Raw genomic sequence first — 14,780 nt, forward strand, 5'->3', positions numbered from 1 at the left:
GCCTAGCCGTGTCAAGAATTTCCGTTGAGAATGTAAAGCACGTAGCACATTTAGCACGTCTTGCAATTACTGATCAAGAAGCAGAAAAATTTCAAAAACAACTAGATGCAATTGTTACATTTGCAGAACAGTTAAATGAATTAGATACAACAGATGTAAAACCAACAACTCATGTATTAACTATGAAAAATGTTATGCGTGAAGATGTACCAGAAAAAGGTTTACCAGTCGAAGAAGTATTAAAAAATGCACCGGATCACAAAGATAATCAAATCCGTGTTCCAGCAGTATTAGAATAGAGGAGGGGAATTTCGATGTCATTATTTGATCATTCAGTATCAGAGTTACATAAGAAGTTAAACAACAAAGAAATTTCCGTTACGGATTTAGTAGAAGAATCTTACAAACGTATTGCGGATGTTGAAGATAACGTAAAAGCTTTTCTTACATTAGATGAAGAAAATGCACGCGCAAAAGCGAAAGAATTAGATGCAAAAATCGGCGCTGAAGATAATGGTTTATTATTCGGTATGCCAATTGGTGTAAAAGATAACATTGTAACTAACGGTCTTCGTACAACTTGTGCGAGCAAAATGTTAGCAAACTTCGATCCAATTTATGATGCGACAGTTGTGCAAAAGCTAAAAGCTGCTGACACAATTACAATCGGTAAATTAAACATGGACGAGTTCGCAATGGGTTCTTCAAATGAAAACTCAGGATTCTACGCTACGAAAAACCCATGGAACTTAGATTACGTTCCGGGCGGATCTAGTGGTGGTTCTGCAGCAGCTGTAGCAGCAGGAGAAGTACTATTCTCTCTAGGTTCTGATACGGGTGGTTCTATCCGTCAGCCAGCTGCATATTGCGGTGTTGTAGGTTTAAAACCAACTTATGGACGCGTATCTCGTTACGGATTAGTAGCATTCGCATCTTCACTTGACCAAATCGGACCGATTACACGTACAGTAGAAGACAATGCATACTTATTACAAGCTATTTCAGGTATTGACCGCATGGATGCAACTTCTGCAAACGTTGAAGTTGGAAACTATTTAGCTGGTTTAACAGGCGATGTTAAAGGTTTACGCATTGCTGTACCGAAAGAATACTTAGGCGAAGGTGTTGGCGAAGAAGCTCGTGAGTCAGTACTAGCTGCTTTAAAAGTATTAGAAGGTATGGGCGCAACTTGGGAGGAAGTATCGCTTCCACACTCTAAATACGCTCTAGCAACGTATTACTTACTATCTTCTTCTGAAGCATCTGCGAACCTTTCACGCTTTGATGGCGTGCGTTACGGTGTTCGTTCTGATAATGTAAATAACTTATTAGATCTTTACAAAAACACACGTAGTGAAGGTTTCGGTGATGAAGTTAAACGTCGTATTATGCTTGGTACATTTGCGCTTAGCTCTGGTTACTATGATGCATATTACAAGAAAGCACAACAAGTACGTACATTAATTAAAAACGACTTTGAAAATGTATTTGCTAACTATGATGTTATTATTGGACCAACAACGCCAACTCCGGCATTTAAAGTGGGCGAAAAAGTTGATGATCCAATGACAATGTATGCAAATGACATTTTAACAATCCCAGTAAACTTAGCGGGTGTTCCAGCGATTTCTGTTCCATGTGGATTCGGTGCTAACAACATGCCACTTGGTCTACAAATCATTGGTAAACACTTCGATGAAGCGACAATTTACCGCGTTGCACATACGTTTGAGCAAGCAACAGACTATCATACAAAAAAAGCAAGTCTGTAAGGAGGCGAGCATAGATGAATTTAGAAACAATTATTGGTTTAGAGGTTCACGTTGAGTTAAAAACAAATTCGAAAATTTTCTCTGCGAGTCCAACAGAATTCGGAGCGGAGCCAAATACACAAACAAGTGTAATTGACTTAGGATACCCAGGGGTACTTCCTACTTTAAATAAAGAAGCAGTTAACTTTGCAATGAAAGCTGCAATGGCATTAAACTGTGAAATCGCAACGGAAACGAAGTTTGACCGTAAAAACTATTTCTATCCAGATAACCCGAAAGCTTACCAAATCTCTCAATTTGATAAGCCAATTGGTGAAAATGGTTGGATTGAAATCGAAGTAGACGGTAAAAAGAAACGTATCGGTATTACACGTCTTCATTTAGAAGAAGATGCTGGTAAATCAACGCATACAGCTGATGGTTCATTAGTAGACTACAACCGTCAAGGTATGCCTTTAATCGAGATCGTATCTGAGCCAGATATGCGTACGCCAGAAGAAGCATATGCATACTTAGAGAAGTTAAAATCAATCATTCAATACACTGGTGTATCTGATTGTAAGATGGAAGAAGGTTCCTTACGTTGTGATGCGAACATTTCTCTTCGTCCAGTTGGACAAGAGAAGTTCGGTACAAAAGCGGAACTGAAAAACTTAAACTCATTCACTTACGTACAAAAAGGTCTTGAGCATGAGCAAGTGCGCCAAGAAAAAGAACTGTTATCTGGTGGCATCATCCAACAAGAAACACGTCGTTATGATGAAGCAACAAAGAAAACAATCTTAATGCGTGTGAAAGAAGGATCTGACGATTACCGTTACTTCCCGGAGCCAGACTTAGTTGAACTTTACATCGATGATGAGTGGAAAGAAGCAGTTCGAGCTTCTATTCCAGAACTTCCAGATGCACGTAAAGCTCGCTACGTTGCAGAATTAGGCTTACCAGCTTATGATGCACACGTGTTAACATTAACGAAAGAGATGTCTGATTTCTTTGAAGCAACTGTTGCAGACGGTGCTGATGCGAAATTAACATCGAACTGGTTAATGGGTGAAGTACTTGCATACTTAAACAAACAACAAAAAGAATTAAAAGACGTTGCATTAACGCCTGCTGGTTTATCTAAAATGGTTCAATTAATTGAAAAAGGTACAATTTCTTCTAAAATCGCGAAGAAAGTATTTAACGAATTAATTGAAAAAGGTGGAGACCCAGAAGAAATCGTTAAAGCGAAAGGTCTTGTTCAAATTTCTGACGAGGGTACACTTCGTAAAGTTGTAACAGAAATTCTTGATAATAATGAGCAATCTATCGAAGACTTTAAAAACGGTAAAGACCGTGCAATTGGCTTCTTAGTTGGTCAAATTATGAAAGCTACAAAAGGACAAGCAAATCCACCACTTGTTAACAAAATCTTACTTGAAGAGATTAATAAGCGATAATAGTAGTGACTTTTAAAGATTAAGCAGAAAAACACCCGTACATGGGTGTTTTTCTAGGTTAATCAAACGTTTGTTTAAATGAGACAAAATCGTTTAAACAAACGTTTGATTAACTGTCAAAAGTGGAAAAATGTTTGTATAGCAACTATGGTATGATAGTTGCAAAAAGGTGGGAATAATGATAAATCTAAACATAGAGGTTTTTTTCATCTCATGAAATAATAGATAGTTATTATTCGTTATATGTAAATTTTTATGGAAGAATGGATAGAAATAAAGTGAAACTTTAATCAGTAGGAGGTTCATCCACCATTGATTATTAGCCCTCACCAATCGGGCATTTACTGCCCGCAAATAGCGGGATAAATTTTGGAGTCAAATAAAAAACCATTGAAATGAATATTTACTTTTGATGGACTACACGAATCGGGTTCTTACTGCCTGTTTGAGCGGGATAAAAGAAGGATAGCAAGATGAGAGGAGGTAGGCATGGGAATACTGAATAGAAGTTCAGTATGTTCTTTTTCGATACATAAAGAAATTTCCTGTGCTAATAAATGATGAAGCGAGCAAGAATTATTTATAATCCTACTTCGGGGCGTGAGCTATTTAAGAAGAGCTTACCAGAAGTATTACAAAAATTAGAACAAGCTGGCTATGAGACATCTTGTCATGCGACAACGGGTCCTGGAGACGCTACTGTGGCGGCGAGGCAAGCTGCGGATCGTAAGTTTGATGTTGTTATTGCGGCTGGTGGCGACGGTACATTAAATGAAGTAGTAAACGGTTTAGTTGGGCATGAATTCCGTCCGAAATTTGGAATTATTCCAGTTGGAACGACAAATGACTTTGCACGTGCAATTGGTGTACCTCGTTCTATTGAAGAGGCAGCAGATATTATTTGCGAAGGAAAAACAGTGCCATTAGACCTTGGTAGAGCGAACGATACATATTTTATTAACATCGCTGGTGGCGGTCGTATTACAGAATTAACATACGAAGTACCGAGTAAGTTAAAGACAGTATTAGGACAACTTGCTTATTACCTAAAAGGTATCGAGATGTTACCATCATTGCATCCGACATATGTTGAAATTGAGTATGATGGAAAGTTACTACAAGAAGAAATTACGATGTTTTTAATTACGAATACCCGTTCAGTAGGTGGATTTGAAAAGGTAGCACCGTATGCATCTATTAACGATGGGTTATTTGACCTATTAGTACTGAAAAAAGGTTCTATCGCTGATTTAATTAAAGCAGCAACACAAGCACAACGTGGTGAACATATTAATAATCCAAAAGTGTTATATACACAAGCGAACCGAATTAAAGTACATTCACCAGATAAACTAATGATTAATTTAGATGGTGAGTATGGTGGAGATGCACCGATGGAATTCGAAAATATATATCATTGTTTAGAACTATTTGTTCCTGAACATCAAGAGGATGCCCTGTAAAGGCATCCTTTTTACTTTGTTAAAATGAATTGTAAATTGGGAGTTAGTTTGATTTTTATGGTATTTTTACAATTCTTTTATTTTACATCCATACTTTATTGATACACTGGAAGAGATAAGAAATGAGAGGTAGGGTGCTATGGAGAAGGTAAAGGCGATATTATTTGATAAAGATGGGACATTAATGGATTTTCATTCAATATGGATAAAAGTAGCTGAAGAACTTGTAGCTGAATGTATAAGTTTATATCATTTACCAAGTACAATGCGGCAGACCTTATTAGAAGAGATTGGTGTAGAGGGAGCATTTGTTAATCCGAGGAGTGCAATAGCTGCTGGAACAAGCCTTGATGTAGCGAAGGGGCTTTGTAATTATATTGAGTCTGCTAGAGAAGAAGAGATGCATCATTGGGTAAGTGAGAAGTTATTTTCCCTTATGTATGAGCATCGTTCGCATATGAAAATGACAGCAGATTTACCGAAAGTGTTACAGGCATTAAAAGATAAAGGATTTATATTAGGGGTTGTCACGGCGGATGATTTCGCACCAACAGAATTATTTTTAAAACAATATAAGTTGGAGAACTTTTTTGATTATATTATAGCCTCGGATACATTCCCTGCGCAAAAACCAGATAAAAAGATTATAGAAGTGTTTTGTGAGAAATTTAATTTAGCATCATGTGAGGTTGCGGTTGTTGGAGATACGCCAACTGATTTACATTTAGCCAAAAATGGCGATTGCTATGCAATTGGGGTGCTATCTGGTACGGGAGACCGTCCAACATTAGAACCACTTGCTGATTTAGTGTTAGATTCTGTTGGAGAGTTTATTTCTCAATCGGGTGAGTTTTTCTGGGAGAAAGAAAAGTCTAATGTGTAAGGAAAATAAGTCTATAAAGACTCTTAATGAGTCTTTATAGACTTATTTTTTATGCCTGGATACAAAGAATATAGGATAAATGCTAGAAAAGAAAGTTGGCATACATTTTGCAATAAAAAGAGAAAACAATGTAAAGAAAAGGATGGGGTACGCAATGAACACAAAAAAATTTGCTAAAGTAAATGAACAAATTCCTGGACCGAAAGCAGCGTCTTTATTAGAACGCCGCCAAAATATAGTACCAAAAGGAGTAAGTAACGGCATCCCAACGTTTGTACAATCTGCAAATGGTGCTCTTGTAACAGATGTTGATGGTAATCAGTACATTGATTTCGCGGGAGCAATTGGAACAATTAACGTAGGACATTGTCACCCAGCTGTGAAAGAAGCACTCCATAAACAAGTAGATCAATACATTCATACTGGATTTAATGTCATGATGTATGAGCCATATATTGAATTAGCAGAAAAACTTGCGGCATTAGCGCCAGGAAGTTTTGATAAGCAAGTACTATTTCTAAATAGTGGTGCAGAAGCAGTTGAGAATGCGGTGAAAATCGCTCGTAAATATACAAAAAGACCTGGTATTATTGCGTTTTCTAAAGGTTTCCACGGACGTACATTAATGACAATGACGATGACAAGTAAAGTAAAACCATATAAATTTGGATTTGGCCCATTTGCACCGGAAGTATATAAAGCGCCATTCCCATACGAATATCGTCGCCCAGAAGGACTAACTGAAGAGCAGTACGATGACTTTATGATTGAAGAGTTTAAGAATTTCTTCATATCAGAAGTAGCACCAGAAACAATTGCAGCCGTTGTTATGGAACCTGTTCAAGGGGAAGGCGGATTTATCGTTCCAAGTAAGAAGTTTGTGCAAGCAGTACGCAATATTTGTTCAGAACACGGCATCTTATTTGTAGCGGATGAAATTCAAACAGGATTTAGTCGTACCGGAAAATATTTTGCCATTGATCATTATGATGTCGTTCCAGATTTAATTACGGTATCTAAATCATTAGGCGCTGGTGTACCGATTAGTGGTGTGATTGGGCGCAAGGAAATTATGAATGAGTCTGCACCGGGAGAGCTTGGTGGAACGTATGCAGGAAGCCCACTAGGATGTGCAGCAGCATTGGCAGTACTTGATGTAATAGAAAAAGAGAATTTAAATGATAGAGCGATAGAATTAGGAAAAGTCGTAATGAACCGATTTGAAGAGATGAAAAATAAATATAATTGTGTCGGTGATGTGCGCGGTTTAGGGGCAATGTGTGCATTCGAGGTCGTTCAAGATCGTAAGACGAAAGCACCTGATAAAACATTAACAGCTAATTTGTGCGCAGAAGCAAACAAACGCGGATTACTTCTACTATCAGCAGGGACATACGGCAATGTTATTCGTGTGCTCATGCCATTAGTAATTACAGATGAGCAACTTGCAGAAGGATTAACAATCATTGAAGAGTCATTGCAAGTCTGTTATGAGAAAGCAAATACTGCTCGTGTTTAAAAGTTAAATAATAAATCGCAAACATTCTAGCTGACTCTATATAAAATTCAGAAAATTCACTTTATAATGAAGGTAGTGAAGTGAATCGATGTTTTGGAAGTTAGGGGTGGCTAGGATGGTTGCAGAAAAGGAACGAGTGTTAATGGATTTACAAGATGTATTTGAATATGCGTTTGACGAAATTTTTGTGACTGACGAAAAGGGAATCGTTGTGCGTGTAAATAGTACATGTGAAAGGCACTATCAATTAGCTGCTAAAGAGTTAGTAGGTAAGCATGTAAAAGAGTTGCAGAAGGATGGTATCTTTTATCCATCGGCAACGTTAGAAGTAATTGAAAAAAAGAGGCCCATTGAACTCGTCCAAACGACAAAATCAGGAGAGTATTTACACGTTCGTACAAGGCCTGTTTTTGATGATGAGGGAAATTTAAGAAGAGTGATAAGTTACTCTCGTGATCTTACAGAGCTCTACCAATTACGTCAAAAGGTAGAGGAAATGGATAATCAATTAAAAACATATAAAAAAGAATTAAGAGAAACGTATGAGCATGAAGGACTTATTTTTAAAAGTATCGCTATGCAAAAAATAGTCGAGACAATTAAAAAAGTATCTGTGGTGGATAGTACTGTTCTCGTTTTAGGTGAGACAGGAGTAGGGAAGAGTCGATTAGTACGTCATTTACATGAAGTGAGTAATCGGAAGAATGAAAGTTTCTATGAAATTAACTGTGCAGCATTGCCAACAAATTTAATTGAATCAGAGCTTTTTGGATACTCAGGTGGATCTTTTACAGGTGCGAATCGTGAAGGAAAAAAGGGTCTATTAGAATCCGCGCATAAAGGAACTCTTTTCTTAGATGAAATTGGCGAAATGCCGCTTGAAATTCAAGCGAAGCTTTTGCAAGTGTTGCAGGAGAAGACATTTCGACCTATTGGCGGAAGAGAATTAAAAAAGGTAGATGTCAGAATTGTAGCAGCCACAAATAGAGATTTAAGTATGATGGTGAAACAAGGAACATTTCGGAAAGATTTATATTATCGTCTGAATGTCATTCCAATTGTAATTCCGCCACTCCGGGAAAGAACAGAAGACATTTTGCCACTCATTTATCATTATTTACAGCATTTTAACGAGAAATATGGCCGGAATGTAAAATTAGCACCTAGTACATTACAAATGTTTGTTGGTTACCCTTGGGAAGGAAATAATAGAGAAATTGAAAATGTGATTGAGCGAATTGTTATAACTGCTGATGATATCGTTACGATAGAAGATTTGCCAATAGCGATGCAAGAATCAACGGTTGAACAGTCCGGTCAAAGTCTCTATAAAATGTTAGAAGAAGTAGAACGAAATATTATTTTGAAAGCATATAAAACATATGGATCGAGTTATAAAGTAGCGGAGTTTTTAAAAATAAGTCAATCTGCTGCCACTAGGAAAATAAAGAAACTTATAGAGGAGGAAGAGAACATTGGATAAAAAAGCGACGTTTGTAAATGTAGAGAAAAAGGCGATGTATATAAATGGTGAGTGGATTACATTGCAAGAACAAATCGAAGTAAATAATCCAGCAACGAAGGAAATATTTGCGACGGTACCAAAGGGCGGGATAACAGAGGCAAAGCAAGCTGTTGATGCTGCCCATGAAGCTTTTCAATCATGGTCTAAGTTAACAGCAGCAGATCGTGCAACGAAGTTAAAAAAGTGGTTCATGCTTATTGATAAAAATAAAGAAGAGATCGCAGCGCTTATGACGAAGGAACAAGGAAAGCCGTTTGCAGAAGCGCTTGGTGAAGTAAATTATGCAAATAGTTTTGTTGAATGGTATGCAGAAGAAGGGAAACGTGTATATGGTGAAATGATTCCTGCTTCTCATCCGAATAAGCGCATTTTAGTTATGAAGCAACCAGTTGGCGTTATGGCAGCTATTACACCTTGGAACTTCCCAGCTGCTATGATTACGAGAAAGGTAGCCCCAGCGCTTGCAGCAGGCTGTACAGCCGTTGTGAAACCGGCAAGTCAAACGCCGCTAACTGCATTGAAATTAGCGGAATTAGCCCATGAAGCAGATATTCCAAAGGGCGTAATCAATATCGTAACAGGTAGTGCAAAAGCAATTGCTGATACATGGATGGAAGATAGTCGCGTTCGAAAAGTGTCCTTTACAGGGTCAACGGAAATTGGGAAAGAGTTAATGGCTAGTGCGGCGCAAACGATGAAAAAAGTTTCACTTGAGTTAGGTGGTCACGCTCCGTTTATCGTAATGAATGATGCAGATTTAGATAAAGCAGTAGAAGCGGTGATTGGTTCGAAATTCCGTAACGCAGGACAAACGTGTATATGTACAAACCGAGTATTCGTTCAAGAAGAAGTATACGAAGTATTTGTAGAGAAGTTCCAAAAGGCAGTAGGGCAGTTGAAAGTAGGAGACGGTTTCGGTGACGGAACGACTGTTGGGCCACTTATTGATGAGAATGCAGTTTCAAAAGTACAAGAACATATTGAAGATGCTATTCAAAAAGGTGGAACAGTTTTATATGGTGGTCAAAAGGTCGCAGAGTTAGAGGGACATTTCATTCAACCGACTGTAATTGGGTTGGCAAATGATACGATGCTTTGTATGAATGAAGAAACATTTGGGCCAGTGGCACCAGTTGCGAAATTCAAAACAGTTGATGAAGTAATCGAACGTGCAAATAATACACCATACGGTTTAGCTGCGTATATTTTCACGAAAGACATTAGCCAAGCATTCCAAATTAGTGAAGCGTTAGAGTACGGTATTATCGGTCTAAACGACGGTCTTCCATCAGTTGCACAAGCACCATTCGGTGGCTTTAAAGAAAGTGGTATCGGCCGTGAAGGAGGCCATTTCGGCATCGAGGAATATTTAGAAATTAAATATATTTCATTGGGACTATAAGTAGTATACTAGAATCTCTATAAGGTAACAGAGAAGGAGATTCTAGTATGGTATATTGGCTATTATTACTTGTTACAATTATTTTTGAAGTAGCTGGAACAATTGCGATGAAACTATCAAATGGTTTAACAAAGCTCGTTCCAAGTGTACTTATTTTCGTGTTTTATGGAATTTGTTTCAGCGTGTTCGCCATCGTTGTGAAAAAGATCCATTTAAGTATTGCTTATGCTATTTGGTCTGGCGTTGGAACATTACTTATTACAATCATTAGTGTGTACTTTTTTAAAGAGCATATTAGTTTATTTCAAGCATTTTGTATTCTTTTTATTGTTTTGGGTGTCATTGGGCTTAAGGTTTCATCGGCATCATGAAAGCTATCTTTTGTAGAAGATAGCTTTTTTCTATTTGTGCAGTTAGCAATTAATACGACAAAATATGACAAGAAAGCGTAAAGCATTTTGTTATGATACATATGAAATATTGTCTTATGTGGGGGAAAGAATATGTTAAAAAAGGTGAGTCAAATTGTTTTAATTTTTGGCATAGCTTTTAGTTTAAGTGCTTGCACTGAGACTAAAGATAGTAATGAAAGTAAACAAGAAGATGTTCAAGATAAAGTGTATAAAATAGGGGAGACAGTAGACGTAGATGGTTTGCAAGTAACTATCGATTCAGTTAAATTAGGATATCCGGATTATGATGAGGATAAAAAGAAAGAGGAGATTTTGGGGATTATTTTCAAAGTAGAAAATAATAGTAAAAAGGAAATACCTTTTGCATTTTATGAATTTGAGATTACCGATAAGAAAGGTACAAGATTTAAAGAATATAATAACCCTGATAGCTTTATTAGTAAAAAGTTAGCACCAGAAGAAAAAATTCAAGATATCATGCTATTTGACGTAGCGAAAGAAAATACGTATATCGCTACGTATAGACCAGAGTTTACGCGTGAAAATAGAACAATAAAATTTGAATTGAAACCAAATAAATAAAGAAACACATTGGATTATCCAATGTGTTTCTTTATGGTAATAAATTTAAAACGCCCAGTTACCTTTACGGAAGATAGGTTCATGTCTGCCATCAGCAGTAATACCGTCAATATCAAGCTCAGCTGATCCAATCATGAAGTCGTTGTGTGTAATACTAGCGTTTGCGCCGTTTTCAGCAAGTTCTTCTTTAGACATTGTTTTTCCGCCAACTAAGTTAAATGCGTAAGCATTTCCAATCGCAAGGTGGCAAGATGCATTTTCGTCAAATAGTGTATTGTAGAATAAAACATTTGTGTTTGAAATTGGTGAGTCATGAGGTACTAAAGCTACTTCCCCTAAGAAGTGAGAACCTTCATCTGTTTCTACTAAATGTTTTAAAGCTTCTTCACCAGCTTCAGCTTTATAGTCTACGATACGTCCGTTTTCAAATGTTAACGTGAAATTATCGATAATATTACCTGCAAATACTAACGGTTTTGTACTAGAAACTTGGCCATTTACACCTGTTTTAAGTGGCATTGTAAATACTTCTTCAGTTGGAATATTAGCCATAAATGGTACGTTCTTTTCATTTAAGCTACCAGCACCAGCCCATACATGTTTTTCTGGAAGTTCGATTGTTAAATCTGTTCCAGGACCTGTATAGTGAAGAGCTTTATAATGCTTTTCGTTTAGGTAATCCACTTTTGTATGTAATGTTTCATCATGTTCTTTCCATGCTTCTACAGGATTTTCTAAATCAGCACGAGTAGCTTTGAAAATAGCATCCCATAACTTTGCTTCTTGTTCTTCTGGCGCTACGTCAGGGAATACTTTCGCAGCCCATTCTTTCGTAGGAACAGAAATGACACACCAGCTTACTTTATCTGCTTGTACGTAATCACGGTATACTTTCATTGCTTCTCCAGCTACTTTATGAGCTGTTGCGATACGCGATGGTTCTACACCTTTTAATAAATCAGGGTTTTCCGCATAGATAGACATAAATGCAGCGCCTTCTTTTGCTAATTCTTCACGAGCATGTGCTTTCCAAGATGGAAATTCAGCGAAAGCTTCTTCAGGAGCTAGATCGAATTTTAAGCGTGTTAACGTCTCATCATTCCAATCTACATATACGTGTTTTGCACCAGATTTATATGCTTTTTCTGTAACGAGGCGTACAAATTGTACAGCTTCAAGAGGTGCACTAATTGATAAAGTTTGTCCAGGTTGAATATTAACACCAACATTAACTGCAAGAGCAGCATATTTCTCTAACGTTTGTTCAAATGACATATGTATAATCTCCTTTAATTTGAAAGATTTCTTACTATATATAATACAAGAAAATTCTAAAAATATATATAAATATAAAGTAAAAAGAGAGCTCAAAATGTATTGAGCCCTTATATTTACTTAATTGAAGAAGCAAACTGCTCTACAGTCGTTGTATGGTGTATACGAACGCGCTTCATCTTTAACAATTCATCAGGTTCACCCTTCGTAATGAATTGCCCAGGCTTTGTCGTCGTCGCAAATTGATAATACTTCTTCGTTTCTGCAACAACCTTATCATCTACATGACCGAATGGATAAGCAATCGCGATAACAGGCTTACCTGTTATTTTTTCTAGCTTTTCTTTTGAACCTTTTAACTCTTCCTCATAGTTTGTAATTTTCGGTAAGTCTGCATGTGTTGCAGTATGAGATTGCACCGAGAAAATGCCGGAATCAACCATTTCTTTTATTTCAGAAGTAGACAATGCTCCTTCTACATCAACGTTATCAACAATCATATATTCTGTTGCTGCCGGTTTAAAAGTATCATCTTTTAGCTTTTGTAAAATGCGAAATGCATTCATATTATTTTTCATACCGTCATCAAATGTAACGAAAATCGGTTTATTTACTGTATTTATATCGCCCCAGCGTTCAAACGTTAAAAGCGTATAACCATTGTCCTTTAAATGTTTCATTTGTGCTTCAAAGTTAGCTGGTGATACGAATAAATCTTTAATGCCTTGACCATGATAATCATCAATTGCGTGATACATAAGAACAGGAACCTTTTGTTCGAAAGTAATAGTAGATTTCGTAAGCGGGATTGTTTTCCCATCTTCTTTCATTCCTGTTGCTTCAATTTGGAACTCACCGCGTTTTCCTTCAAATTCCTTTATATCAAAAGGAAGTGTGAATTGTTTCTCTTTTTCTTTAGAAGAAAAAGATTTAGCACTTTCCTTGCCATCAGCTGTGCGCCAAATTTTATATTGTACTTCATTTAAAGAATCTTTTATGTCTGTAATATGAATACTTGTGTTTGTAGATTCGTGTGTAACTGAATTATGTGAGATTTTACCTTGTTCTTGCACAGTCTCTTCTTGTTTCTTAATCCCTTGAGCCGTTTTCTCTTTTTTAGGTTCTGGACTTACATTGTTAGTATTACAGCCTGCTAGAATGGCAGACGTACATAAAGCAATTGCTGCGTATTTTCTCATAAAAATCACCTTCTATTGTGTAGTATGTTGCATATTTACATTAAAATCCCCACCGCTATAAGAGTGGTGGGGATATACCCTTGTTCATCATATCATTTGAAGAAAATGAGGGGAATATGATTTTTAGGAGGTTATTAATGTAATAGATTAGTGACTTTGAATAGATGTATTTTTTTGTTTCTTATTAGAATTAATAATAATATAACCGACTACAAAGATAAGAGGAATAATGAAGACATAGATAGGCATTCCCCATACATAATAGCTTTTCAGCGTTAAGACTAGTAAATGTAAGAAATCGAAAATTGCGTGAGCTTTCATAATATCCTCCAATGGTTTTTTTTTTTTTTTTTTTTTGAAAATTATAACATTTTAAACTTGTTATTTGTATAATTTGGAAAGTTATTTAAGCTAATTTTAAAGTAAGAAGAATACATATTAATATGCAATTTTGCATAAGGATATGTATTTTTATTAAAATATAAAGATTTTATACTATAATGAAAACCGCTATAAAACTAAGTAAGAATAATGTATGGAGTGGAGAATAGAAATGAAATATAAAAAAATAATATATATCTTTTTCATATCGCTATTTATAGTTGGTTGTCAAAGTGAAGTGAGTAAAGCGAATAGCGTGGAAGAGTATATTCCATCGCATCTTATGAATGCGGAAGTGACGGCGGATATTATGACACTTGAATTTCCTTATGAGATAAAAGAGAAATTAGAGAAAATCGGAAATAAAATGAGCGATAGTATTACAAATAATTTAGATTGGTATTTGAAGTATGCCGAAGAAGAAATTATACCGAAAAAAACGTTTCCTTATCATCAAAACTTAGGTATTACAAAAGAAGAATATGATTTTATGATAGATAAAATGGATAATGCAGAATATATAAATACCAAAGACGGAAAACTCTTTTTTAAAAAGAAAGATCATGAAATTCAAATTCTCTCTGATGAAAATTTGAATCTAATTAAAAATATTCGAATTGATACAGAGAAGAATACAATTAAAACTCCTTTGGGAGAATGCGAATATGAAGGTGAAATCAAGGCGTCGGATGAACAAAAAGCTACTGGTCCATGGAGTGGGAAGATGTGGACTTTAAAAAGTAATGGATTGCTTTATCATTTTTCATTAGGAAAGTTAAAAAACATAAACAAATCTATCATTTACATTTCAATAAAAGGTATATATAAAGATAGGATTATCAATACAGAAGAAGCAGTTGAATTTCAATCGGTTTCATAAAGAATCAAAAAAATCACCTTATTCGTTAAAGTAAGGTGATTTTT

General features: G+C 36.2%; 14 protein-coding genes. 11 read left to right on the forward strand and 3 right to left on the reverse strand.

All coding sequences use genetic code 11. From position 1 onward, the window contains the following. Positions 1 to 8: 8 nt before the first annotated feature. The 10 genes from gatC (at position 9) to N2V80_RS01890 (ending at position 11,001) form a co-directional block, all read left to right on the forward strand. Positions 9 to 299 (forward strand): Asp-tRNA(Asn)/Glu-tRNA(Gln) amidotransferase subunit GatC, encoded by a 291-nt coding sequence (gene gatC, locus N2V80_RS01845; protein WP_000086999.1) that lies wholly within the window; start codon positions 9 to 11, stop codon positions 297 to 299. A 15-nt stretch (positions 300 to 314) separates the two neighbouring features. After that, on the forward strand, positions 315 to 1,772 hold the full coding sequence (gene gatA / locus N2V80_RS01850) for an Asp-tRNA(Asn)/Glu-tRNA(Gln) amidotransferase subunit GatA (protein ID WP_061655289.1): 1,458 nt from the start codon (positions 315 to 317) through the stop codon (positions 1,770 to 1,772). 14 nt (positions 1,773 to 1,786) lie between these two features. Then, positions 1,787 to 3,214: an Asp-tRNA(Asn)/Glu-tRNA(Gln) amidotransferase subunit GatB gene (gene gatB / locus N2V80_RS01855; RefSeq protein ID WP_001047685.1), complete on the forward strand. Its 1,428-nt coding sequence runs from the start codon at positions 1,787 to 1,789 to the stop codon at positions 3,212 to 3,214. A 557-nt stretch (positions 3,215 to 3,771) separates the two neighbouring features. Further along, positions 3,772 to 4,677: a diacylglycerol kinase gene (locus tag N2V80_RS01860; protein WP_000977679.1), complete on the forward strand. Its 906-nt coding sequence runs from the start codon at positions 3,772 to 3,774 to the stop codon at positions 4,675 to 4,677. 139 nt (positions 4,678 to 4,816) lie between these two features. Beyond that, a complete protein-coding gene (locus tag N2V80_RS01865) occupies positions 4,817 to 5,560 on the forward strand; it encodes an HAD family hydrolase (protein ID WP_000416667.1) in 744 nt (247 codons plus the stop codon). Positions 5,561 to 5,714: 154 nt separating this feature from the next. Continuing rightward, entirely contained in the window at positions 5,715 to 7,079 is a 1,365-nt protein-coding gene (gene gabT / locus N2V80_RS01870; protein ID WP_061655293.1) for a 4-aminobutyrate--2-oxoglutarate transaminase, read from the forward strand. A gap of 115 nt (positions 7,080 to 7,194) precedes the next feature. After that, positions 7,195 to 8,562, forward strand: a complete 1,368-nt coding sequence (locus tag N2V80_RS01875; RefSeq protein ID WP_061655290.1) for a sigma-54 interaction domain-containing protein — start codon at positions 7,195 to 7,197, stop codon at positions 8,560 to 8,562. Beyond that, positions 8,555 to 10,006, forward strand: a complete 1,452-nt coding sequence (gene gabD / locus N2V80_RS01880; protein WP_061655291.1) for an NADP-dependent succinate-semialdehyde dehydrogenase — start codon at positions 8,555 to 8,557, stop codon at positions 10,004 to 10,006. Before N2V80_RS01875 ends, gabD begins: the two co-directional genes overlap by 8 nt. 47 nt (positions 10,007 to 10,053) lie before the next feature. Next, a complete protein-coding gene (locus N2V80_RS01885) occupies positions 10,054 to 10,377 on the forward strand; it encodes a DMT family transporter (protein ID WP_000263262.1) in 324 nt (107 codons plus the stop codon). Positions 10,378 to 10,509: 132 nt separating this feature from the next. Further along, positions 10,510 to 11,001: a DUF4352 domain-containing protein gene (locus tag N2V80_RS01890; protein WP_000915105.1), complete on the forward strand. Its 492-nt coding sequence runs from the start codon at positions 10,510 to 10,512 to the stop codon at positions 10,999 to 11,001. Positions 11,002 to 11,046: 45 nt separating this feature from the next. Here the strand turns inward: N2V80_RS01890 and N2V80_RS01895 are convergent, their stop codons facing one another. The 3 genes from N2V80_RS01895 to N2V80_RS01905 form a co-directional block, all read right to left on the reverse strand. Continuing rightward, positions 11,047 to 12,276, reverse strand: coding sequence for an aminopeptidase (locus N2V80_RS01895; RefSeq protein WP_000007357.1), 1,230 nt, complete (start codon positions 12,274 to 12,276; stop codon positions 11,047 to 11,049). A 116-nt stretch (positions 12,277 to 12,392) separates the two neighbouring features. Then, complete coding sequence (locus N2V80_RS01900; protein WP_001233709.1) at positions 12,393 to 13,475, reverse strand: polysaccharide deacetylase family protein; 1,083 nt, start codon at positions 13,473 to 13,475, stop codon at positions 12,393 to 12,395. Between the two features lie 147 nt (positions 13,476 to 13,622). Further along, positions 13,623 to 13,796 (reverse strand): hypothetical protein, encoded by a 174-nt coding sequence (locus N2V80_RS01905; protein WP_000643592.1) that lies wholly within the window; start codon positions 13,794 to 13,796, stop codon positions 13,623 to 13,625. A 232-nt stretch (positions 13,797 to 14,028) separates the two neighbouring features. On the opposite strand from N2V80_RS01905, the gene N2V80_RS01910 reads away from it, so the two are divergent. Further along, positions 14,029 to 14,736: a hypothetical protein gene (locus tag N2V80_RS01910; RefSeq protein WP_000875596.1), complete on the forward strand. Its 708-nt coding sequence runs from the start codon at positions 14,029 to 14,031 to the stop codon at positions 14,734 to 14,736. The last annotated feature ends 44 nt before the right edge of the window (positions 14,737 to 14,780 follow it).

It is taken from the genome of Bacillus sp. FSL W8-0640 (genome assembly GCF_038007725.1).
GTDB lineage: Bacteria > Bacillota > Bacilli > Bacillales > Bacillaceae_G > Bacillus_A > Bacillus_A cereus.